Below are 23,043 nucleotides of genomic sequence, written 5' to 3'. Positions count from 1 at the left end.
GTCCCGTGGGCGGCTCGCAGTGGCAAGGGTCAAGCAAATCGCCAGCCAATCACTACCGATACTTTTTTGCTAACGGATGCTAACAAATGCATAAGTTGAGATGGTCTCTCAACCAAGGCGTATCAACCAATGCCCGTAGGAAAATCCCACGAGCACCATTGAGATCCCGATTCATTGACCGCCCATCAACCTTCGATTTGATGACCCGAGAGCCGCCAATCTTAACGATTTCACCTGTCCACGAAACGGTTTTAGAGGTGTAGGCTTCATTGATGTTGGTCAAGGCAATCTTGCCCAACTCCCAAGCTTTCCACTCTAAATGTCTCTTGAACTGGTAATGCGATAGGGTCAACATTTGCCGCACGGTTTTCGACTTAATTTTTCGACGTGATTTGCTCACCATTTGAGAAGATTCAAAGCTGGGCAGCAAAATCACATCAAAGTTTTCAGTCAGGAACCGTGCGGTTTTGTGGTGAAGTTCTTTCACCAGATGTTGCACCTTGGAGCGCAGGCGATCGGCGGCTTTCTTAAGGCGACGCTTTTGAGCTGATTTAGCCTTGGTAATTTTGGAAATCAGGCGATCCAGCTTGAAGCACAGCTTTTGAATCAGCAAGTTCGAGTCATTGCCAATCCATCCGTAGGAGGATTCAGCAAAGAAGGTCATGAATGTGCGAACACCGGGATCTAAGGCAACCACTCGCCCTTGGTTTTCGGACTGAATGGGTTGCACTTCTGTTGAGGTGATCAGGTAATACTCACCATAGGCAAGTGTTAACCGACCATCGCTGAAGCCATCAGGAATTGATTCTTTCAGGGTCGCTTTCCCTAAGATAGTGTGATAGACACCGTTTTCACTGATGGCTGATTTGGGGATGTAGATCGTTTGCTGTCGATCTTTTCGACTGCGGAAACGGCACTTTCGAATTTGCCCATCTGTCTTGAAGCCCTTTTTAGCTTCTCGAACGGCAGTGCAAGCATCTTTGACCGCAATCTTTTTGATCTGGTAGGGAACTGACTTAGCCCATTCAGGAAGCGCACCCAAGATGATGGGTGCAACTGCCATCCAATTGGCTTTGGTTCCCGGCTCCTGAAGATGCTTGATTGTGGCGTTGTAGACGTATCTCGAAACGCCAAACCATTGTTTCAGGAGTGCTTTTTGATCAGGGCTTAGGAAGATTCGGATCTTCCTGGATCGCCTTGCGGTAGCTTCTGAGTCCGGGCATTCGACGAGAGAAGAGGTGAAGGATGGCGAGCAGATCCGCTGTGAGTTCGGATTCTGGGCAGTGAACAGATGGGTCGAGAACCATGAGTTCGCCACCGTTTTGTTGAACCATGAACTCGAACAACTCGAATCCGAATCGGCAGAGTCGATCGCGGCAGGCAACCACAATTTGGAGCTGATCGCCGCGCATGAGTCTGACCAGTAGGGATTGCAGTCCTTTTCGCTTGAAGTTGAGACCTGATCCGATGTCTTGGATGATTTCGGCATCGGGGTAGCGATCTCGCATGAACTGGATTTGTCTTGCGAGATCGTCTCGTTGCTTGGCAGAACTGACGCGGCAATAGCAAACGACGATAGATCGAGTTGCCTTGCGTCCATATGACTCGACGTTGTAGAGTCGCTGGCCCGCCTCGTTTCGGATGGACTCGATCTTCCCTTCATCTGCGTACTTCCTTAGCGTATTTGGATGCAATCCCAGAAATTCGACCGCTTTTCTGAGAGGAATGTATGCCATGCCTAAATATTGGCATATGTTAGCGAATGTTAGTAAATCAATTACTGTTGATCAACCGCCAGCCAATCACTAAAGGAGTTGGGGGCGGGTTTTTGGGCCCGCTGAATGCTCAGGTGCTCAGGTGGAAGCGCGGCGGCGAGGACGGCGCTTGCCCGTCACATAGAGAACGATGAGTGTGCCGATCGGGGTGGCCGCGAAAGCGCCCGCCATGCCCAGGGTCAACAAAGAGACCGGGAAAGTCACCGCCAAAGAAGCCAGGGATCCCAAGGCTCCACCCGCCAAGGCGCTGCCATAGGCCGCAACGAGGCTTTTGCGCAGGCAACGCCGACCCAAGAGCCTTGCTATGGCACCAATGAATAGCCCGATCGCCCCCACGCCAATGGTTAGCGTCGCGACAACCAGAAGGGTAAACAATACGGGGCGATCGAGCAGCATGGGCGAAGGGGCTTGGGCAAGAAATACGGGGCAAGAAATACGGGGCTAATGGGGGTTGGCGCTAATTGGAGTTGCATGAATGGGAATTAGCGCAACGGAGCTGCGTTACTCTTCGGTTTGAATAGGCAAAGTTGCCAGGGCTTGCAGCCATTCCAGCGCCGATTCAAGAACCCCCCGATTAGCCGGGAACGTAATGCGCGATCGGGCTTCTTCTGCTGTCAACCAAGCACTGTCTTGGATTTCCTCCGGTTGCAGGTTGGTTTCCCGATCCAAAACCCAAGCAGGAAAATAAGTCACCGTTTTTTGCACCAGTTTATTCTGTCGGCAGTAGGTTTCCACAAACTGCACATCGGTGACGGGAGTGCAATGTTGAATGCCGGTTTCTTCGGTAAATTCCCGAAGCGCTGTTTCAAGGGCACTTTCGCCCGGCTCCGCATGGCCCTTGGGAAACGCCCAATGTCCTGCCCGGTGCTGCACGAGCAAAAACAAAACCTCTGCTCGATCGCCCGACTGGGGCAAATAAATCGGCACAATTCCAAAGGCTTCTTCGGTCACAGGCTGGGCATCCGTCGGCACGGGAACATCTCCTTGGGCGAGTGCCAATCTAAAAAAATTATCCGGGTCTGAATCACGTGGGTCTGAATCGCTTGGGTTCCAATTGCCCCCAATCACGCGATCGCGATCCAAACCACTTGCCGTCTAAGCACGATCTCAACAACGCGATCTCAACAACGCGATCTCAATAGCACGATCTCAACAAACAGCTTAACCAAAAACATGCTCTCAACAGCAGTTCCGTCCCTCAGCACCGCTGTTCGGTGAATCTCCGGTTGGTTGTTGAGCCTCGCTCAGGATAGTTGCACAGAGTAATCCAGCCCTCATACCCAGCGTTCATACCCAGCGTTCAGACCACATCAAATTGTGCCACTTGACCAAAATTATGGCGTTCTTGGGCGGGCGCAATGAGCCATCGATCAATCGTTTCTGCAAACCCGATCGGGTCATTCAGAAAGGGCCAGTGATTGCCGGGAACCGTTTGCACCGTCAGCCGCTCGCAGAACTGATGGAAATCGCGAGTTTGCCAAGCAAATTGATTCAAGCCCTGTTCCGGCAAAATCAACAACGTGGGCAAGGAAACTGACTTTTGGAAGCCCGCAATTCCAAGCACATCTTCAAACACGCGATCGCGCGCCAGCAAATCTAGTTTGCTACCCCAAGTACCATCATCTTTCTGTTCCAGATTTGCCGCAAAGGCCGCCGCTTGCCAAGGATTCCACTCACGATATTGCTTGAGTTGCCGAGCACAGTCTTCCGCTGAAGTTTGATCCGGAAACGGGCCCGTTAGCTTCAAAAATGGTAGGGTTCGATACAAAATTGGGAAGCTTAAACGCAACCAATCAGGCATTTTGCCAATAAAAAATGGATCAACAATGACTGCCTGCTGAAATCGCTGGGGCAGATCCTGCATCCAACGGGTGGCAACTTTGCCCATCCAAGAGTGGCCAACTACCGTCACCCGAGACCAGCCCAGGTGATTACAAAGGGCTTCCAAGTCTTCGACGATTGCTTCAGTGGTGTAGGGGCGATCGCCCTTGCTGCTGTTCCCATGGCCGGGCAAATCCGGCGCAACCACGCCATAGCCTTTTTTGGCCAGCTCTTGGGCTGCTCCTTCCCAAACCGCCGCACAATCGCCCAGCCCGTGCAACAGCAGTAGCGGTCGATCGCTCAGATTTCCCCATTGCCAATAGGTCAGAAATTGATTCGATCGGCCAGGTAACCCCAACTGTTGTTGGTCATTCATAATCAGACCCGCTGTAATAGCTTGTAGTGCAACTTGACAAGGAACTCGATCACTTCAGCGTCACCTCAGCTCAGCATCACCTCAGTCCAATCATGGGTCTTGGGTCTTGAGCACTTAGTCTTAAGCATTTAGTCTTGAGCACTTAGTCTTGAGCGCCCAGCCTTAAGCACTTAATTCTGTGCCTAGTCTTGAGCGATTCCCCCAAGACTCTTTTCCAGACAATACCCAAGGGCTGACCCACCATTCCTGATTGTTCTAAAATCCACCCTGGGTTCATTCTATCTAAAGACCTTCTATCTCAGAAATTTCCCTTGAGATCGATTAATCTCCAAGGCATTTGTGTTTTTTTGCTGGATTCTTAAAAGGTTAATGGCTCAGCCTCTTTCGCAGAACCATGGCCCCATGATTGCAGAAAAGATGTAGAGGTTGCCCCAGTGTTTTCCATGGAGCTGCAACGAAGCTTGAACGAAGCTTTGTGGATAAAAAAGCACATTTTCTTCTCTAGTCTGCACCTAGGCTAACCTTTTAGAACAAAATGCTTGCGTTTCTTGGGGGGGCTGAACGATCGGCAACTTCCTAGGATTCAGCGTTCGTCATTCTGGGGCTAGCTTGCTGGTCAGGAGTGGACGGAGCGAATTTTTTTTTGTAGAGTCGGTGACGTTATGTCACGTTGACGGGCGCTAACGCTCCACCGCCCATGCCGCCACGCACCTTGCACCGTCCTGCTTTGCCCCCAGCTCGATCGAACCACGGCTTCTCACTTTCCAAGCCTCCTTCCCTGCCCCTGACTGGCGAGGCTTTGGTGCGCAAGGCCCGATCGCCCCGGGCCCTCGCTCGCGCCCACTGGCAATTGGCGGCGATCGCGGGGTTATTTGGAGTGGGGCTGTTGTCAGCAGAGGCGATCGCCCCTTGGTGGCAGCGCCCCCAGCACACCGCCACCACCAGCCTTGACGCGCCTCCCAGCGCGCCCCCTGCCGAAATCATCGAGGATTCTCGGCGACAGATTGCTGAGTCGGCAGCGATCGTTCGTGGCCAAGCCGACCCAAACTGGCAGCCGCAGATGCGCCCTGTTCAGCCCTTGAACGTGACGAACTATACTGCCCAGGTTCAACGCCAAAGCGCCAACGCGACTAGCTATTACAGCAGCTATCAGAACAGTAATAGCTACACCAATTACCAAAATTCTTCAGACAATCGATTCAATTCTGCACAGCCAGCGGCCAACCGTCCTGCTAACCGGAACTCCCCAACCAATAGCCCAACTAACTCCAGCAATTTCAACAGCTATAGCAACTACAACAACAGCTACAGCAACGGTTACAACAACGGTAATCCTGTTCGTAATAATGGTAATAATTCCGGCAGCAATTACAACAGGAATATTAACCAGGTCAACTCCGTTGGGAACTATGCCGGGGGCTACAATCCCAACTATGTCAATCCCTATGGCAACTCGGGACAAGGCAATCAATGGGATCGATCGGGCCGTCGCACCTCATGGCAACAGGGTTCATTTCCCGTCGAGAACTTCCAGACCTATACCTCGCCCTTTGGCTACCGTCGTCGGGGGGGCAGCGTGGAGTTTCACAAGGGCCTAGATCTGGCCGCCCCCAAAGGTAGCTATATTCGCAGTTGGTGGGCCGGCCGAGTCATCCGAGTGTCTGACGGTGGGCTGTGTGGCACGGCAATCACGATCCAGTCCGGCGCTTGGGAACACACCTACTGTCACATGATGGGGCGGGTGGCCACCTGGCAAGGTCGCCGCTATCTGAGCGATCCCGATGGGGGATTACGTATTTTCCAGGGGCAAACGGTGACCACGGGGATGCGGGTTGGGCGTGTGGGCATGACGGGCCGCACCACGGGGCCGCACCTGCATTGGGGTATTAAATACGGGAAAGATTGGATTGATCCGGCCTTGGTGTTGCGAGCGATGTATCAGCAACAGGCCAGGAACTAGCCGAAAATTTTGCAGTCTAGTCCAGAGTTCATCTAGCCCCCAAAGAGTCTACCTAGCCAAGAATGTGCAAACTCAAAAATGTGCTTCTAGGCTTCTATTTACCTGAATTTGCCTTCCTGGATTTGTTTACCTGAATTTGGTGGGCACTGCCCACCCTACTAGCGTAGCTGCCTCAATTCGCTGGGTTAAATTATATGGCTGTTACCGCCGCCAAATCGTTAGGCAGCAAGGGGCTTAAGCCCCTTGTCCCCCACGATCTGCCAACGGTGAAATCAGGGTTTCAGGCGATTTGACGGCAGTCCCTAGCGCTTTTGAGGAGTTTTTTGGCGGCGGCGATCGCGCCACTCAGCGGCCGTTAGGTACACAATGCCGCCCGTAACCACCACCATCAAGCCCATGGCCACGATCGATAAAACGGTTAAGGCCGAAGTTTCCACGGGAATCCTCACCAAAAATCAAAAATCAAGGGTCAAAAAACAAGATAAAGCCACTTAAACAAAACTGTCGATCGAGGGTGTATGAATCAACCCGATCGACAATCTTTATTGATCCCTGAAATGCATTCTTAAACATCGAGCTTCGGCAACAGACTTGGCCACAGCCCCGGGAACTTAGAAGCCGTTGCGGCCCCAAATCACCATCGAAATCGAGAAGGTGAAAACCGTCAGCAAGCCAACCCAACCGAGGGTGATGATATCCATGATGTCCGTCCCCTATGCGTTTGCGTCAAAATTTTCCGCCTTTGATGGTATCACCCGCAGGCGATCGGGGACAGCCTTGGCGCGACACTTTGCCATCGGCCAGACGAGTGCCGCAAAGGATCGCCTTTTCCAGATTGGTATCCGTCAGGTCTGCGCCGGTTAAGTCCGCGCCGCTGAAGTCCGTTTGGCGCAGGTCGGCTCCTCGCAAGATGCTGCCCCGTAGGTCGGCCTGGTTCAAGCGGGCATAGGTCAAGGAAGCACGGGTTAAGTCGGCTTGGGATAGGTTGGCGCGGGTGAGGTTGCTGTCTCGCAAGTCCGCTTCGGTGAGTTCGGCCTGGTGCAGGATGCTGCCTTCGAGCGATGCGCTAACGATTGTGGCGCGGTTGAGGCGGGCTGCCTTCAGGTGGGCCTGGGCGAGGTTGGCTCCGCTGAGGTCGGCGTTGCTGAAGTTGGCATGGTCAGCACGCACCTGGGCAAAGCTGGCCCCAATTGCCCGGGCCCGGGTCAAGTTGGCCCGATCGAGCAAAGCCCCTTGTAAATCAGTCCCCACCAAATCCGTGTCGCCCAAGTAGGCATCGCTGAGGTTTACCCCCGCCAAGTTGGCATAGCTGAGATCGCAGTGGCGGCAAACGGTGTTCCGAAACAGCCGTTGCAAATCCGTCAGGCTCTCGGCCCGTACCGGCAACGCCATTAACCCCCAACCCCACAACAACACCCCCGCCATCAGCAACCCTCGCAGCACTTGGGCGGGGCGAACTCGCAACCACCCGGCCCGATCGATCCCGATCACCCAGCAAAACAACGGGCGGCGATGATTGACCACGGGCCCCGAATCCGGGTCAGCGTTGGTCATTGGGGCTGAAATTAGAGGCATTCGTTCCTTGAACCTCGGTCTAAGACTGGTGGCTGCCCGCTAACGGGGGAGGCCGCGATAGCGTTGGTTGCGGTTGTGGTTGCGGCTATATTCCCGACCAAACACGAAGGTGGGCATATCGTCGCTGTGACCCATCACGATCAGCGTATCGCCCGGATAAAGTTGCGTCGATTGGGGTGGGTGAATGATGGTGTTGCCGTCCTTTTGCAGCAGGGCCACAACGATGAACGTGCCATGGCCACGCACTTCCACGTCCCCGATCGTCCGGCCATCCAAGGGGGATTGGGGACGCACAGGCACTTCGTCCAGCTTCACATCCAACCGCGACAGCATTTCGCTGAGGGTGGCTCGGCCCTTGTCTTCTTCCAAAAAATAGAGGGCAGAGGGGTGATTCAAAATTTGAGCAATCCGCTCTGCCCCAATATTAGCTGGCAAAACCACTCGATCGGCCCCGGCCAGCTTCAGCTTGTTTTCGGTGCTGGCCGCTTCGCCCCGAGCCACGATCGTCATGTGAGGATTCATGCCCCGGGCGGTCAGGGTAATGAACACATTTTCCGCATCATCGGGCAACACTGTGGCGAGGGCCTTGGCCCGCTCAATGCCCGCCGCTCGCAAAACCGATTCATCGGTGGCGTTGCCTTCATAAACCAAATAGCCCAGATTGACACCCCGCTCCACCCGATCAGGATTGGAGTCAATCACCACGAAGGGTTGGCCCGTTTCCACCAGCTTGCGGGCCAATAGCCGACCAATGCGGCCCAACCCGCAGATGATCACATGATCTTTGAGGCGATCGATATCTCGACTCATGCGCCTGGCCCCCAGTAGCCGATTCATTTCGCCCTCGGCCAGGGCTTGGAAGACCCCCCCTACAGTGTAGACCGCCGAAGAAGTGCCCGCGATGATCACAAAAATCGTGAAGGCCCGCAAATGGGGGGTCATGGGGCCAATTTCCCCATAACCCACGCCAAAGACGGTGATGATGGTCATGTAGAAGGCATCAAGGAACCCCCAACCGGCGATCATGTAGCCCGTGACGGAGATGATGAGGGTGACTGCAAAGAACGCAGCCCCAATCCAAATTTTTTGGAACGGTCGTTGGTCGATCGGACGAAAACGGCGACGTTCAGACACCTGGAAGGAGGGGGGAGAAAGGGGAGGAGGCTGAGCGATCGACCCGATCGCGATCGAGAATCAGCACCCGTGCATCGTAACGGCTAACAATCGCAGGGAAAAGAGTCTCAAATTCAGGAAATTTTCAGACTACTTCCAGACTAATTTCAGACCATTCTGTGGCGGTTGCTCAGCTAATCGTAGGGCGAATTCCACTTGTAATCAGCCATCCTGGACACAACGACAGGCCGATGAGGCTTCGCAAAACTGACAGGCTTTGTATTCCCGATCGGGATCCACGGGATATTCCCCTGCGGCCAGGTGGTGGCGCAACCGTTGCACCAAGGCTCCCACCTCTGGGTTGTCACTGGTGAGCGATTGAGGCGAGACGAGTTTCGCTTCCCGCAGGCTGTAGTAATAGGCCTTGGCGACGGGGGTTTCGGGAGCCAGTTGGGCGGCGGCGCTGGCATAAACCAACAGTTGCACATCCAGGTTTGCTTGGCCGGTTTGGTCTTTGACTTTGGCTCCTTCAGCTTTGCCGGTTTTGTAATCAATCAGAACCAAGCCATCGGGGGACTGATCCACCCGATCGATCATGCCCTTCACCTTCAGGCCCAGCCACTCCCCTTCAAAGGGCACTTCGCAATGGAGGATTGTGGACTCGGCGGGTAAAAAGGTGTCTTGCAAAATTAACCACTGCAATTGGGACAGGAGTTCTTGGCGCTGGGCTGTCCAAGTGAGGTGGCGCGGCAGTTGCAGTTCGGTGGCCGCTTCGGTCAGCCAGGTTTCGAGGGCCGCCAACCGTTGCTCAGGGTCATTGAAAACGGGCGCTTGCCGATCGCGCTGTTGTTCCCCCAGCTTTTGCAAAACGCGGTGGTAAAGGTTGCCTTTGCTGTTGCGGGGCAAGTCGGCTTCGGCTTCTTGGGGTTCTTGGAGCCGCAGAACGCGCCGCGCGAAGTATTTGAACGGACATTGCCCCAGATCGGTGATTTGAGAGGCGCTGAAGGTATGTCGATCGGGATCCATGGCAGCGAGGGAGCCAAGGAAACCGTGAAACGCCAAATCTTCCGGGCGATCGGGCTGGCCGCCGCGCAATCGTTGGCATTCCATCCGCCAAGCTCGCTCGATCGCTAGGCCTAAGGGATCCTGGGCCAGGTCTGCGGGGCGATCGGGGCGGGTTAAAAACCGCTGCCAACTGGCCAAAGGGCTGACATCGGGAACCGGCTCCGGCTCGGTGGGTTTGATTTGGGGATTGCAGAGCAGGGCGCTGGGGGATTGGGGTTGCTGGCCGTGCCACTGGGGATAGCTGAACACCAATTGCTCTTGGATGGTGGCAAAGGCGGCGCTGTTGTGGAGGCGTTCTTGATCCGCCAGTTCGGCAGTGCCAGCCATCGGAAACCCGGCTTGGGTGAGGGCGCGTCGATCGAACCAGTCGAGGGCTAGATCTGGGGCGATCGGGGCGGGCCACCAGCCTTCCACCATTCCCAGGGCAAATCCGTAGCGATATTGGGCCCCAATCAGGCTGGCGGGGTTGTGCAATTCCACGCCCCCTCGGCCGGGGTGACGGGGCACGGAAATGAGGCTCAACAGTTCCCGCAATTCCTGGGCAAAGCTGGCCAGGGTTAAGGTTTCGTGGCTAGGACGGGCTAGCTCAATCAGGTGGTGATTTAGGCTGCTGAGGGCGTTGGCTTCACTGGGCCAATGCTGTGCGCCCGATCGAATCTCCAGCGATCGGGCACAGTCCTGCACCCAACTCACCCACTGCTCACGGGTGGCACTGCGGCGGGCCGATTGGGCCGGTGGGGCCAAATCGGTGAGATCAAGACCGGCATGAATCCAGGCCTTGGGGCGATCGGGGCGTAGGCGGCGGGCCGTTTCCCATTGACCTTCTAGGCGATCGCGCCCGATCGGGTGGCGCAATAATTGCACTGCTGGCTCATAGGCCCATTGTTGTTGGGCCGCTTCCAGCAGGCATTGCACCCAATGGCCCACCCGCGTTTGCGTGAGGGGCACGCCATACAGCAACCGCACCGGAACTTCAAATTCCTGCGCCACCTCCAACAACTTGGGCCCGTAGCGTTGCTCATCGCGGGCAATCAGCACCATTTGGTTCGCCGGTACGCCCTGATGAAGATGCTGTTTGACCTTGGCCAGAACCCAGCGCACCTCATCCTCCAGGGTGGGAAAGGCGATCGCCCGTTGCCAGGCTGGGCATTCGGTTGGGGAGGCTGTTGCCTCAGATTCCGCAGAGAATTCCGCAAAGAATTCCGCAGCCGATCGCACCGTCCAGCCCCGCTGTTCCCAGGCCGGCAGCAGCCGATGCAAAGCCGGGTGGTCGGGCCACCAAAGGCAACTGCCGGGCCCCGCCAGGGCATCGATAAGGGCGATCGCATCGGGAGCCAAATAACCATAACCCCACAGGCCCAACGCCAGGGGATCCACTGCGCCCTGGACGATCGCCTGAGCCGCCTGTCCATAAATTTGGGCCGCATCTAGTCGATCGGCTGGTCGATCGACAGCCCGCCGCTGAATGGATTGATCGCCCAGTTCTTGATCGCTTAATTTTTGATCGCCCGCTAATTGCAGCGCTTGCAAATAAGCCTGGGCGATGGTCACCAACCGCCGCGCCCGATCGCTCAAGGTAGGTTCCTGGGCCGCCATCGCCAGAGACCAGCCGTTATGCAACATTTCCCGAATCACAGGGGCGATCGTATTGGCATATTGACCCGCTTCCACCTCAGGCCAAACCGCCGCCACGGCCGATCGCAAAGCCCGCTGACGCATCAGCACCGGAGCCAGGTTGCCATCCAGTCGCAACCGCTTCAGGAGTTGATCGAGCGATTGGGCCTGCACCCCGATCGCCCGGGCCGCTTGCCGAGTAGGGGTCAGCACCCAATCAAATGGGCCCCAAAGACCTTGGGCGATCGCCCGCTGCACCTGGGCGGCCTTGGCTCCCAGCCAGATTGTTCTTGAGGTGTTGACGCTCGATCGGTTCGCGGTCATGGACAGTTGGGGATCCTGAAATTGGGCATCCTGCGGGCATCGGGGAAAGTAGTCGATCGCAAAGCCTAGCGGCGACGGCGACCAGAGCGGCGCACCCGATCCCAGGTCGATCGCACATCCTGCAACGAGAGACGACGACGGCGTTTGTAATCGTCATCATCATCGTCATCGTCCTCCACCGCCACTGCTGGATTGTCCGGCGGGGCAGATTCCGTCACCGGCAATTCAGCGGGCGGCAATTCAGCGGGCAGTTGCGCCAGCAGGGTGCGGGCTTGGGTGGCAGCATCAAAATCTTTCTGTTGCGAAAACAGCTCCACAGCTTTGTTTAAGTCCGATCGGGCTTGATTGGCTTGGTCTTCGGCAAAATGGATCACCCCTCGCAGCAGGTAGGCCGTCGCCCGCTGGTTATCCAGGGCAATGGCTTGATCCAAGTCCGCCATGGCCCCGGCCGCATCACCAAATTCATAGCGAGTTTCCGCCCGATAGAGATAGGGATCAACAAAGTCACCCTTGGCAGTAATCGATCGATTGAAGGACTCCAATGCCGATCGATAGTCTTGGAGGGCCACTTGCGCCAATCCTTGCCCCAACAGGGCCTCCGCCATCTTAGGATTGTGAGCCAGGGCCTGCTGAAACCAAGCGATCGCCTCGCGGTAGCGTTCGTTGTTCAGTTCCTCAACCCCACGATTGTTAAATTCCACCGCCTGCACTGCCACAGCCAATTGCTGTTCGATCGCCGCCAGGTTCGATCGATAGGTGGCTAGCTTGCTTTGAATCACTGCCCCCGTCAACGCATCCGGCGGCAGACTCGCCAACGTTTGAATGGCCAACTGCCATTGCTGCTTGGCCTGTTGCCAAACATCTGGCGGGTGGGGCGGATTTTGCACCAAGCGGGCGGCTTTCATGGCCGCATTTTCAGCGGTGTTCAGGCCCCGGGCGATCGTCAGCTCGCGGTTAATGGCGGATTGCTGTTCTTTGAGCGTGGGCAATTGGGCTTGGGCCTGGTCATGGGGCAACAGGGGCCAAGGGGGAATCAATTGCAGCCAGTTGATTTGCTGGGTGAGTTGCTGGTTGGTTTCCGCAAGGCGGGGAATTGAAGGAGTCGATCGCGCTTGGCGGGCCTGGGTGAGCAAGGCGGGCGATCGACCCAGCAGCCAGCTCGTTAGCCCCCAAAGCCCACCCCCGATCGCCCCCACACCCAACAGCAACCAAACCCAACCCGAACCGCCAGACTCAGACGTTGTGGTTGTGACTTTTGGCATGGGCGAATGGTTCGGCCCTGAAGCATTGTGAGTGAGCCGATAACCTACTCACGAAATTTTATCACCGCCAATATAGTGCTGGACAATCTGGACAATTAGGATGCTTCTGATTTGCCGGTGTTTTTAACTCGCATGATTTTGCCCAGTAGGTCAAACCAAAAGGGTGCGCCCATCGCGATCGCCAAGCCCGTGACCAGCCAGCCCAAAGCCGTGCGAATTAAGACCCAAATCACTTCTCCTTGGTTTTTGGGTTTGCGATTGTCGTAGCGCAGTTGCTCATTTAGTTTGTTGGAATCCCAGCCGATCGGGAGGGTGGTTTCATCCAAAGCCGCCTGCATGTCCTGGCTAACTTCCGACCACTTGGGCAGCATGGGCCGCGAAGGAACTCCAGGGGCACTGCCCGTTTGGACGACTCGATCGGCGTAGGCGTTCACCGCTTGCCGCAGGGCCGTATCCCGAGACAGCTTGCTCACAATGTTGAAGGTGTCGGCGTTGCTGGCCACCGCCAGGATAATGCCCAACAGGATCGAAACCCCGCGCGCATTGCGGCGATAGACCCCCGATGCCCGATCGCGCGCTCGATCGTACCAACCTTCCACTTCCTTTTGGAATTCCTGGAAATCCTCTTGCACGGAGGTCGCCCGCGATCGGGCCCGTTTTGCCAGCAGCAACAGGTTGTCTTGCACAGGCTCGGGTAACAGGTTCAGGGCCTCTTCCAATCCTTTGCGAGTGGGGTCATTGGCATCGCGCAATTCGGCAATCACCGATTGCACTTCCTGGTAGATGGCGCGTTTGTGGCGCAACCCATCCAGCACTTCTTCGGTGGAGGGCAACAGGGCCGCCAGCAAAATCGTGTGGCCCTCGCGGTCTTCAAAGGTGTCGTCCCGCAGGATCACCAGTCGATCGACCTCGGGCACATGGGCCGCTTGCAGAATGCTAATGAGCCGATCGACGGAGTTCAACACTCGAGTGAGACTGATTTTGAGGTCAAATTTGCCCGATCGATAGTCGGTGGTGATGTCTCGCAGGCGTTGTTCAAAGCGATCGAGCAGTTGGGTCAATCGCGAATCGCTCAGTTGTGGTTGCAACAGTTGGCGGGTTTGTCGCCCCAAATCTTGGGTAAATTGCTCAAACCGCCGCAGGCTGACAGTACGAATTAGCTCGGGAATTTTGGCCGAAGACAGCAACGCATCGGCAAAGGAACTGGGCGGAATATGGGAAGGGGCGCTGGTATGTTGCCCAAAGATTGGATTGCTGAGGCCAATCAGGTTACAGAGAACCCGAAATCCCTTGCGAAAACCGGTGGCTAACAACCCCCGAGCCTCTTGGTTCAGGCTGTTGATGGTGGGGGAATCGTAGAGGCGTTCGGTCAGTTGTTCGGCACGGGTGCTGTCGCCGGGACGCTGGGGGGCGCGGCCGTTGACGGTGGATTGGCTGCCGCCGCCCAGTAATTGGGCGATCGACTGTTTCAGATGAGCGGCTCGCCATTGCAACAGGGTGGCAATCAGTTCTTGAATTTCCGAAGCCAACAGACTGAGGGTTAAGTAAACGAATAGGAGGCCGATAACGATATCGACGATGGGTGAAAGCTGCATCTTAAATGGTTAGGTTGAATGGCTAGGTTGAATGGTTCGGTTGATTTAGCTGGAAATTTTTGAAGACGCTATGGGGCCCACGATGCCAGCCAGTATAAGCCGGCCGATCGGGGTCGGGCGTGCGGTCTGGGCCCCACGAATGGCACCGTTGCCAACGACCATTTCAACGGCCATGTCAGCCTCCGAAAACGGATTGATTCTGGGTTTTCGGGCCCCTTAATTCGCTAGATTGGGCATTGATTTCAACCTCGCGATCAATTTCCCAATCCCTTTTCCCCATCCCTATGGCCCCTAATCCTGACCCGGCTGGTTCTTCGGCCTCGGTGCGATCGTCCCGTATGGGAGCCATGGCCCGGCAACTGTGGCGCAGGGACGATCGGGCGGTGGATTGGGCCTGGGCGATCGGGCTGGGATTGTTGGCCCTGGTGTTGTATGGCATCAATTTGGGTGGGTTGCCCCTGCGCGATTGGGATGAGGGCACGGTGGCCCAAGTGGCCCGGGAGTTGGCCCGCGTCCCGATCGGCTCCGAGGCTTGGTGGTTTCCCACCTTGCACGATCGCCCCTATTTCAACAAGCCGCCCCTGCTCCATTGGGCGATCGCCCTGTTGTTTCGGATTTTTGGCGAAAGTGAATGGGCGGCAAGACTGCCCGGAGCCTTGCTGGGTGCGGCGGCCGTACCGCTGGTTTTTGCGGTGGGGCGGTTAATTTTCACCCACCGGGCCGCCGCCCTCTTCAGCGCCTTGGTGTATCTCACCTGGTTGCCCGTGGTGCGCCATGGGCGGTTAGCCATGTTGGATGCGGCAATTGTGGCCTTTGGGTTGCTGGCCTGGTGCTGTCTGTTGCGGGCTCGGCGGGATTTGCGGTGGACGCTGGGAATTGGGTTTGCCCTCGGCGCGATCGCCCTGTTGAAGGGGCTGGTGGCCCTGTTGTTTGGGGGGCTAATCTTCGGTTTTTTAGTCTGGGATACGCCTCGGCTGTTGCGATCGCCCTATCTCTGGCTCGGGGGGCTGTTGGGCTTGGCCCCAGCCCTGGCTTGGTATGGGGCCCAATGGCAACACTATGGCCCGACCTTTTTTGAGACCAATTTGCTGAATCAGTCCCTGCGGCGGGTTTGGGATTCCGTGAGCGATCGGGGCGGCCCGCCTTGGTTTTATCTGCAAGAGCTGTTGGAATTGGCTTGGCCTTGGCTGTTTTTGTTGCCAGCGGGCTTCCAAGCGGCCTGGCGCGATCGGGATTGGCCCTGGGGCAAGTTGGTGCTGGTTTGGAGCTTGGGCTATCTGCTGCCCATTTCCGTGATGGAAACCAAACTTCCCTGGTATGGTCTGCCGCTCTATCCCCCCTTGGCCTTGGCGATCGGGCCCTTGCTGGGGTCTTTGTGGGAAGAACCGCCGGCCCGATTTGGGCGATCATGGCAGGTGATTTTTGGTTTGTTGGCCTTGGGTGGCGGAGCTGGAGCCGTTTACTTCAGCTTCTTGGCCACACCATTGGAGCCGATGCTCGCCCTGGCGCTGGCGGCCTTGGGGCTAACGGGGGGAGCCGTGGTCTTGTTGGCCCAGCAGGGCGATCGACAACTGATCCCCGTGGCGTTTTGGGGCATGTTTGTGGGGTTAACGCTGTTTTTTTCGTCGGGCAGTTGGCTTTGGGAACTGAATGAACAATATCCCGTGCGGCCGGTGGCTAATCTGCTGCGATCGGTCGCCCATTCTGGCTCAAAGGTTTACACGAGCGATCACACCCAACGCCCTTCCCTAGATTTCTATTGCCATTGTGAAGTGATTCCCGTGCCTCAATCGGAACAGGCCAAACATTGGGCCGATCGCCGCGTGTCCCTGTGGGTAATTCGGCCCCAAGATCGCGATCGGCCTCCGTTTAAAGCAGGAATTTTAATTGGCAAAGCGGGCGATCGGTTGGTGATTCGTCGGAGTGAATAATCGCCCCCAAACTTCCAGCGCTGCGGCTTGTGACCCTGAAGCTTTGATTGCTGAAATCAGCATTAACAGGCTATGAGCGAAATTTCCCCGAAACCTGCTTTCAATTGCTTTAATTGGGAGTGCTTTTGGGTGTGATCTTGGGTGCCATTTTGGGTGTGAATTGAGCCACCGATTCCACTTGATCAAAAAATCGGTAATCAATACAAATGACCCCATTGGGCTGATGGGTCAGCATATCCACAAATCGGTGATTTTCTAAAACATCAGAAATTGCATAAATATGGCGAGCATGAACCGTTTGGCTCAGTTCATCATCAATTCCAGTCAAGGACACCACAAAGGTAGCATTGCTATTGCACAAAGACTCGATCGAGCGGTCAAACAAGGGACTTTGTTGATCGATTCGATGCATCACCAACCAAGACAGGGCAAACATGGGCGAAGTCGATCGCACCAACGATAAGTCCTGAATCTTGCGTAAATATTCCCCTTCCTGAGTGACCGTATCCTCAATGAAAACCAAACTCACCTGGGCTTCAATAATCTGATTTTGCCGCTGATTGGCCATCCGAAACAGCAACGTGGGTTGACCTTCATGGGTTGTTTTCAGGAGCGCCTGACTAAAGCGCACTTGAGCGGTGGGCCGCGAAAATCGGGCAAACATTAGCCCCGTTGCTCCCGAAAATCCCATCAGCCCCACCAAGGCTTCAACGGCCGTGAGCATCTGTGTCCAAGGCTTGGCCGGATACATTGCGCCATAGCCGATCGTTGCCATGGTTTGCACACTAAAAAAGAACGCATCCATGAAAGATTGCGGTTTGGCATTGGCGATTCCTTCGGGTTCCAAAAGGTATAACCCAGCAAAAAGGAAATTGGCCAGCCCATAGCCCACAATAATCGCTAGCCAAAACTTCGGCCAGCTCAAGGTTAGTAATAAATGGTAGGCATCTTCCCAAGGGTGGAAACGGTGTCCCATACGCACGATGCGTAGCCGTTTGCGATCGGAAGTCACTTGGCCATGGGGTTCTTTGGGGGCGCGAGCTTGACCCGATCGCTTGAAATTCAACATAGATAGACCCAGAGAAGATAGACCTAGACCCAGAAAAATAGACTCCCCAAGGATAAATAAATATCTAAAATCTAAAAATAGATGTCTAAAAATAGATTTTCAGAAATTTCCCAAAAATCAATCTTGAAAAAGAGATCTCGAAATAAATCCCGAAAACTCGTAGGGTGGGCATTGCCCACCGAAATACCTACCGAATCGTTGCTTCATATCGAAACAGAAAAGCCCCAACGGGCGATCGCCCCATTCCCACCCGCATCTTAGCAAGGGTCTTGTCCCACTGAAAAACCCAAAAAAATACCCCCAACCTGCTCAAGGAGCACTGGGGGCATGGGGCTAACGCTCACTGAAATATTCGAGTTTCGCAAAATATCAGCCAGAACAAATTCAGGAAAGAGTCCAAGGCAGCCAGCCCGCAAGCCAACTACCTTGGATCAGAACCTTTCATTCAACCGATACCCTGCTCTACCGAACAGCATTCGAGAAAGAGTTCACAACAAAAAAGGTTTGAGACAAGTTCAAGACAATTCAGCTTAGGAACCACTCAACGAAACCCAAATGACTTCCGGGTGGCTCAAACCCCAGCGAGGGTTGCTTAGCTCATGGCGACGGAGCTGGGTTCGCAGGAGATGGCGATGTCGTGCTGCATTTTGCCTTGGATGCGGCTGAAAGTAGACGACAGGTGGCCCAGACCCAATTCGGCTGCTGCGCGATCGAGTGCCAATTGTTCACGAGCAGCGGCTTGATGATGACGGGACATCATTTGGACACGAGCACGAGCGGAGATCGATTGGGTAGACATAACAGAACCTGCGGTAAGGGGTTGGCTGATCGGCGAAGTGACGGGGCGGCTAGCGGGGACGCTGCTGGGCGCGAAGGCCTCAGCGCCCGTGCGATAGGCGACACCCCGATAGGTCAGATCATTGACTGGTTGCGGCGGAATGCTTTCGGCATGGCGAAAATGCACTTCCAATCCGCGATATCGACCAGTGTGGCCCGTTTCTACCGTGGGCAGAGGGGTTTCTGTGCTGTCGTACCGGACACCGCGATAAATGAGTTTCATGAGGATCGCCTCCAGGAGATGCGTTCAGGATCTGACTGAGGCGCGTTCCTTCGGGATTTGCGGGTTGTGGATCGGTGGTTAGGACTTAACCCAAAATCGACATTGACCTAGAATCCCTACTTCCGTCTTTCTTTCTAACTAACGGCTGCAAGGGTGACCTGCGAGCTGTGGTGTTAGCGGGGAAAGATGAACGATTGGTTTCTGTATCTAAAGATACGGTTTAAGCCCAAAATAGTCAAGGGGCACTTAATATTTTGTGAAGCAAAGATCGCTGGGGCTGATGAATGGGCGGCGATCGAACCGTTGGCCCTCGCCCAAAACCCTTGCCTGGAAGCTGCTGAGGGCGATCGAGAGCCTTGGAAACTGCATCATGGATCGATCGCAAGTTGAGGATTCGATCGCGATGATCTGGCGAAAAGTTTTCTGAAAGGTTGCTGAAAGGTCGATCGGTTCCCGCCTTGCCTCCTTTCTTGTCTAAATTGCTTGTCTAATTTCTTGCTCAATTGCTTGCCTAGTTTTTGGGCAATCCCACTCATCACCACCACAGATCGTCACTGATCTCTACTGATCGCCACTCATCACCACCGCCATCGGCTCGCAAATCTTGCAAAATCCCGGTACCGCGCCGCTTGAGATGAATCAGCGGTTAGAATAGACCTCCTATCGATCCCGGTCAGGCTTGAGTCCAGTGACCAACCTGCAAATTTCCGACTGGGTTCAGAGCGCGACGGAGGGTTAATCAACAGCGTGGCCGACAAGCAAAGTGGGTACAAAATTGTCGCTGACAACCGCCAAGCCCGCTACGAGTACGAAATTTTGGCAACCTACGAGGCGGGGGTTGAACTCAAGGGCACTGAGGTGAAGTCCATTCGGGCTGGTAAGGTGAACCTCAGGGATGGTTTTGCCCTCATCCGCAATGGCGAAGCGTTGCTGCTGAATGTGCATATTTCACCCCACGACACCACGGGCAGCTACTTTAACCACGACCCTCGCCGCACGCGCAAGCTGCTGTTGCACAAGGAAGAAATCCGCAAACTGGTAGGACAGGTGGATCAAAAGGGGCTAACCCTGGTTCCCTTGCGCATGTATTTGAAGGGGGGATGGGTCAAGGTGGCGATCGGGCTGGCCCGAGGCAAGAAACTGCACGACAAGCGGGAAGACCTTAAGCGCAAGCAAGATCAGCGCGATATGGAACGGGCCCTCAAGCGGTAGCTCGGTTAGTCGGTTAGTCGGTTAGTTTGATGGTTGATTGGCCATGAATTGCGATCATGGATTTCGATCATGCGTTTTCGAGCATGAATCTTCGATCATGAATTTTCATGATTTGTTTTCATGATTTGATCGTCATTTGCTCGTTTGAAGTGGGTTGATTTTGCGGGTGTGTCTCGGGCCGTTGGTATAACACAGCAAGGCGGACTCCTTGCTTGACCGCCCATGAGGCGTTTTGGATGCGTTGTTTCATAACTGGCGATCGGGTGAACACAGCAAACGCGGGGAGCCTCAGCACCCGGTGGCCGTTTGTTATCTTCCTGGGGAGGGGCCTTGGCCAAACGGGTCAGATAGGCCCAAAACCGATCCAAAAAACGATGGGAAATTTGCGGCGAAGATGGCTGGCGGCGGGCTGTTGTGCTTGGCTTTGGGGAGGCGCTGCCGGGGCCCAAGTGGGGCCGATCGCCCCTGATGGCACATTGCCGGAACCGTCGCGCATCCAAACCACGGGCGACACCATCCAAATCGACGGGGGCACCCGATCGGGTGGGAATCTGTTCCACAGCTTTGAGCGCTTTTCGGTCCCTGAGGGCATGACCGCTTGGTTCAACACGGGCGCGGAGGTGCAAAACGCCATCACTCGGGTGACCGGTGGCCAAGGGTCGGAGATTTTGGGCACGCTTCGGGCCAATGGCTCCACCAATCTTTTTTTGCTGAATCCAAACGGAATTCTGTTTGGGCCCAATGCCCAGTTGCAACTGGGGGGCGCATTTTGGGCCAGCACGGCCGAAGGGTTGGTGTTTGGTGATGGGGTGACTTTTGATGCGGGGCGATCGGGTGGGCCCCCGCTGTTGTCTTCCCAGGTTCCCTTGGGGTTGCAGTTAGGTCAGCAACCGGCTCCGATTCGGCTGTTGGGGAGCTTGGTAGTGGCTCCGACCCAGCGGTTGTCGTTGGTGGGCGGGGCGATCGATCTGGCGGGCGGGCGGGCCGTGGCTCCCCAAGGGCAAATTGATCTGATCAGTGCGGCCGGTGGTACGGTGCGCTGGCAAACCAACGGGCCGATCGGCCTGGGTACGGCCCAACGCAGCGGCGTGATCAATTTGGATCAGCAAGCCGCGATCGATGCCAGCGGCCCCGGTGGTGGCCTGCTGAATCTTCAGGCGGGTCAAGTGGCGATTCTCAACGGCTCCACGGTCACGGCCCTCACGCAAGGAGAAATAAACGGCCGAGGGATCGCGATCGGGGCTAATCAAGTGGTGGTGGCGGGCATTGATCCCACTGGTCAACAGCCTAGTGCGATCGTGACTGACACCAGCGGCTCCGGCCGAGGTGGCTCGATCGTCATTGAAGCCAACCGTTTTAACACCCAAGGGCCCGCCCTCCTCTCCGCCAGCACCTTTGCCTCCGGCCAGGGCGGCGACATTGATGTTCGTGCCACCGATGCCATCACCCTCAGCGGCCTGGGATTGCAGTTTGTGAACGAGGTAATTGTTGGCGGCAGCCTGGTGGGGCAAATTACCCCCGAAGTTCGCATCGCTGGCCTATACATCAACACCGCCGGTCTGGGGAATGGGGGTTCCATTCGGCTCAATACCAGCAACCTCACAGTTGCCGATGGGGCCGTTGTGTTTGCACCTACCTTTGGCACAGCCCGAGGCGGCGACATCATCATCGATGCCGAGCAAATGAATGCCGCCAGTTCCCTGATCAGCACGGGCAACGCTCGCGAGTCCACGGGCGAAGGCGGCACCCTCACCATTCGTGCTGGATCCTTGCTGGTGCAAGGGGGAGCGCTACTGGTGACGGTGAATTTAGGTAATGGCCCCGGCGGCGCTTTGACGGTTCAAGTCCGGGACGGTATTGAAATTAAAGATGCAGTGCCCCTTGCTTCCGTGGCCAGTGGGATTTTTACGAACACCATCGCTGGCAATGGTCGGGGCGGAGCCATGCTCATTGAAACCAATACCCTCACGGTGCGTGATGGGGCATTTATTGGGGGGCAGAGCGGGGCCAACATTCGGATCGGGGTGTTCGCAATGGGAGGAGTACCCGGTGAAATCACGATTCGGGCCGCCCGCCAAATTGACCTGATTGGTAGTTCCGGCGATCGCTTGTTCTCCAGTGGGATTGCCACCGATACCTTCACGGAATATCCGGCCGGCAACGTGTTGATTGAAACGCCATTCCTACGGGTTTTGGACGGCGCAACCCTCTCTAGTTCCTCGTTGGGGTTGGGCCAAGGGGGAGACATCACCATCAAAGCCGATCGCATGGAAATTAGTGGGCGATCAGCCGATGGTTTCCGCAGCGGGCTGTTGGCGGTTTCCGGGCGGGCAGATTTGCCCCAAATCACTGCCACGGGCAACAGCGGCAGCTTGAACCTACAGGTGGGCGATTTGGTGATTCGCAACCAAGGAGAAATTGCCGTCAACAGCAGCCTAACGGGGGATGCGGGCAGCCTCAGCATCACGGGCGATCGCCTACGTTTGGAAAACGGCAACATCACCGCCAACACCGCCTCCGGTCGTGGGGGCAACATTGATGTGCAGGTGAACACGCTGCAAATGTTGGCCGGCAGTTCGATCGCCACCAACGCCGTGCGCAGTGATGGCGGGAACATCCGGTTTCAGGTCTCTTCCCTGGCGGCCCTGCAAAACAGCGATATTACGGCCAATGCTCAGGCGGGGCGGGGCGGGCGCGTTGAAATTCAGGCGGATACGGTTGTGGGAACAGCCTTTCGACAGCAGCTCACCCCCCAAAGCGACATCACGGCCACTTCGGGGCTGGGAGCAAATTTCAGCGGGGCGGTGCAAATCAACACCCAAAATTTCAATGATGAATCGGGGTTGATTGACTTACCGGAAGATACTTTGGATCCAACGGCGGCGATTATTATCGGTTGCGCAGCGGATGAGGGTAACCGATTTGTGGTGACAGGGCGAGGGGGAGTCCCGGCGGAACCCGATCAGCCAGCCAGCAGCGCGGGGGCCTACTGGGATGATGTGCGGTGGTTGGACGGTAATCTGGCGGGGGAGGCGACGGGTACTCCTGATCGGGCGATCGCCCCGAATCCATCCGATCGCCCAGTGCCTACCGCAGCGCTTTCTGAGCCAGTTTCTGAGTCAGCACCTGAGCCAGTTTCTGAGCCAATTATTTCTGAGCCAATTATTGAAGCCCAGGGTTGGGTAACTCGGGCCAACGGTTCGATCGCCCTTGTGGCCAATCCGGCAACGCCCCAGTTGGGTTTCCCGTTGAACTGTCGCCAATTCCGCCAGCCCCACTAATCCAACCCAA

Annotated in this window: 19 protein-coding genes and 1 riboswitch; of the genes, 4 read left to right on the top strand and 15 right to left on the bottom strand. The window is 55.9% G+C overall.

Annotated features, from left to right (window positions below; translation table 11 throughout):
- Positions 1-79: 79 nt before the first annotated feature.
- The 5 genes from ACZA91_RS15215 to ACZA91_RS15195 form a co-directional block, all read right to left on the bottom strand.
- Positions 80-1,177: an RNA-guided endonuclease InsQ/TnpB family protein gene (locus tag ACZA91_RS15215; protein ID WP_463186453.1), complete on the bottom strand. Its 1,098-nt coding sequence runs from the start codon at positions 1,175-1,177 to the stop codon at positions 80-82.
- Complete coding sequence (locus tag ACZA91_RS15210; protein ID WP_463183172.1) at positions 1,161-1,736, bottom strand: IS607 family transposase; 576 nt, start codon at positions 1,734-1,736, stop codon at positions 1,161-1,163. The genes ACZA91_RS15215 and ACZA91_RS15210 overlap by 17 nt, the downstream gene beginning before the upstream one ends.
- Positions 1,737-1,853: 117 nt before the next feature.
- Positions 1,854-2,171, bottom strand: coding sequence for a hypothetical protein (locus ACZA91_RS15205; protein WP_463183169.1), 318 nt, complete (start codon positions 2,169-2,171; stop codon positions 1,854-1,856).
- Positions 2,172-2,276: 105 nt separating this feature from the next.
- Entirely contained in the window at positions 2,277-2,747 is a 471-nt protein-coding gene (locus ACZA91_RS15200) for a bis(5'-nucleosyl)-tetraphosphatase (protein WP_463183166.1), read from the bottom strand.
- Positions 2,748-3,075: 328 nt separating this feature from the next.
- Positions 3,076-3,972, bottom strand: a complete 897-nt coding sequence (locus ACZA91_RS15195; RefSeq protein WP_190529893.1) for an alpha/beta fold hydrolase — start codon at positions 3,970-3,972, stop codon at positions 3,076-3,078.
- Between the two features lie 1,381 nt (positions 3,973-5,353).
- Here ACZA91_RS15195 and ACZA91_RS15190 point away from each other — a divergent pair.
- On the top strand, positions 5,354-5,932 hold the full coding sequence (locus ACZA91_RS15190) for a M23 family metallopeptidase (protein WP_370567064.1): 579 nt from the start codon (positions 5,354-5,356) through the stop codon (positions 5,930-5,932).
- A 302-nt stretch (positions 5,933-6,234) separates the two neighbouring features.
- On the opposite strand, the gene ACZA91_RS15185 is transcribed toward ACZA91_RS15190, so the two are convergent.
- The 7 genes from ACZA91_RS15185 to ACZA91_RS15155 all read right to left on the bottom strand — a co-directional run bounded on the left by ACZA91_RS15185 (position 6,235) and on the right by ACZA91_RS15155 (position 14,480).
- Positions 6,235-6,369, bottom strand: a complete 135-nt coding sequence (locus ACZA91_RS15185) for a hypothetical protein (protein ID WP_255407478.1) — start codon at positions 6,367-6,369, stop codon at positions 6,235-6,237.
- A gap of 174 nt (positions 6,370-6,543) precedes the next feature.
- Positions 6,544-6,633 carry a cytochrome b6-f complex subunit PetN gene (gene petN, locus ACZA91_RS15180; protein ID WP_099531567.1) on the bottom strand — a complete coding sequence of 30 codons (90 nt, stop codon included), beginning with the start codon at positions 6,631-6,633 and terminating at the stop codon, positions 6,544-6,546.
- Positions 6,634-6,658: 25 nt separating this feature from the next.
- Positions 6,659-7,486, bottom strand: a complete 828-nt coding sequence (locus ACZA91_RS15175) for a pentapeptide repeat-containing protein (RefSeq protein WP_463183164.1) — start codon at positions 7,484-7,486, stop codon at positions 6,659-6,661.
- 60 nt (positions 7,487-7,546) lie between these two features.
- Positions 7,547-8,641, bottom strand: a complete 1,095-nt coding sequence (locus tag ACZA91_RS15170; protein WP_370567733.1) for a potassium channel family protein — start codon at positions 8,639-8,641, stop codon at positions 7,547-7,549.
- 201 nt (positions 8,642-8,842) lie between these two features.
- Complete coding sequence (locus ACZA91_RS15165; protein ID WP_463183162.1) at positions 8,843-11,623, bottom strand: PD-(D/E)XK nuclease family protein; 2,781 nt, start codon at positions 11,621-11,623, stop codon at positions 8,843-8,845.
- Between the two features lie 65 nt (positions 11,624-11,688).
- Positions 11,689-12,885: a tetratricopeptide repeat protein gene (locus ACZA91_RS15160; protein WP_463183160.1), complete on the bottom strand. Its 1,197-nt coding sequence runs from the start codon at positions 12,883-12,885 to the stop codon at positions 11,689-11,691.
- Between the two features lie 95 nt (positions 12,886-12,980).
- Complete coding sequence (locus tag ACZA91_RS15155; RefSeq protein ID WP_463183158.1) at positions 12,981-14,480, bottom strand: hypothetical protein; 1,500 nt, start codon at positions 14,478-14,480, stop codon at positions 12,981-12,983.
- 284 nt (positions 14,481-14,764) lie between these two features.
- Here ACZA91_RS15155 and ACZA91_RS15150 point away from each other — a divergent pair, with 284 nt between their 5' ends.
- Positions 14,765-16,411 carry an ArnT family glycosyltransferase gene (locus ACZA91_RS15150; RefSeq protein ID WP_463183156.1) on the top strand — a complete coding sequence of 549 codons (1,647 nt, stop codon included), beginning with the start codon at positions 14,765-14,767 and terminating at the stop codon, positions 16,409-16,411.
- A gap of 109 nt (positions 16,412-16,520) precedes the next feature.
- On the opposite strand, the gene ACZA91_RS15145 is transcribed toward ACZA91_RS15150, so the two are convergent.
- From ACZA91_RS15145 to ACZA91_RS15135, 3 genes are all read right to left on the bottom strand, one after another.
- Positions 16,521-17,480 (bottom strand): ion channel, encoded by a 960-nt coding sequence (locus tag ACZA91_RS15145; protein WP_463183153.1) that lies wholly within the window; start codon positions 17,478-17,480, stop codon positions 16,521-16,523.
- Positions 17,481-18,072: 592 nt separating this feature from the next.
- Positions 18,073-18,540 carry a DUF4278 domain-containing protein gene (locus tag ACZA91_RS15140; protein WP_099532475.1) on the bottom strand — a complete coding sequence of 156 codons (468 nt, stop codon included), beginning with the start codon at positions 18,538-18,540 and terminating at the stop codon, positions 18,073-18,075.
- Positions 18,541-18,579: 39 nt separating this feature from the next.
- Positions 18,580-18,735, bottom strand: a riboswitch (Glutamine riboswitch).
- A 51-nt stretch (positions 18,736-18,786) separates the two neighbouring features.
- Positions 18,787-18,912 (bottom strand): hypothetical protein, encoded by a 126-nt coding sequence (locus ACZA91_RS15135; protein ID WP_463183149.1) that lies wholly within the window; start codon positions 18,910-18,912, stop codon positions 18,787-18,789.
- A 375-nt stretch (positions 18,913-19,287) separates the two neighbouring features.
- Here ACZA91_RS15135 and smpB point away from each other — a divergent pair, with 375 nt between their 5' ends.
- Positions 19,288-19,752, top strand: a complete 465-nt coding sequence (smpB, locus tag ACZA91_RS15130; RefSeq protein ID WP_099532473.1) for an SsrA-binding protein SmpB — start codon at positions 19,288-19,290, stop codon at positions 19,750-19,752.
- Positions 19,753-20,126: 374 nt separating this feature from the next.
- Positions 20,127-23,033 (top strand): two-partner secretion domain-containing protein, encoded by a 2,907-nt coding sequence (locus ACZA91_RS15125; RefSeq protein ID WP_463183145.1) that lies wholly within the window; start codon positions 20,127-20,129, stop codon positions 23,031-23,033.
- The last annotated feature ends 10 nt before the right edge of the window (positions 23,034-23,043 follow it).

The sequence above is a fragment of the Limnothrix sp. CMB-01 genome (assembly GCF_055193175.1).
The sequence above is the reverse complement of the archived record's forward strand: the minus strand, read 5'-3'. Positions and strand labels throughout refer to the sequence as shown.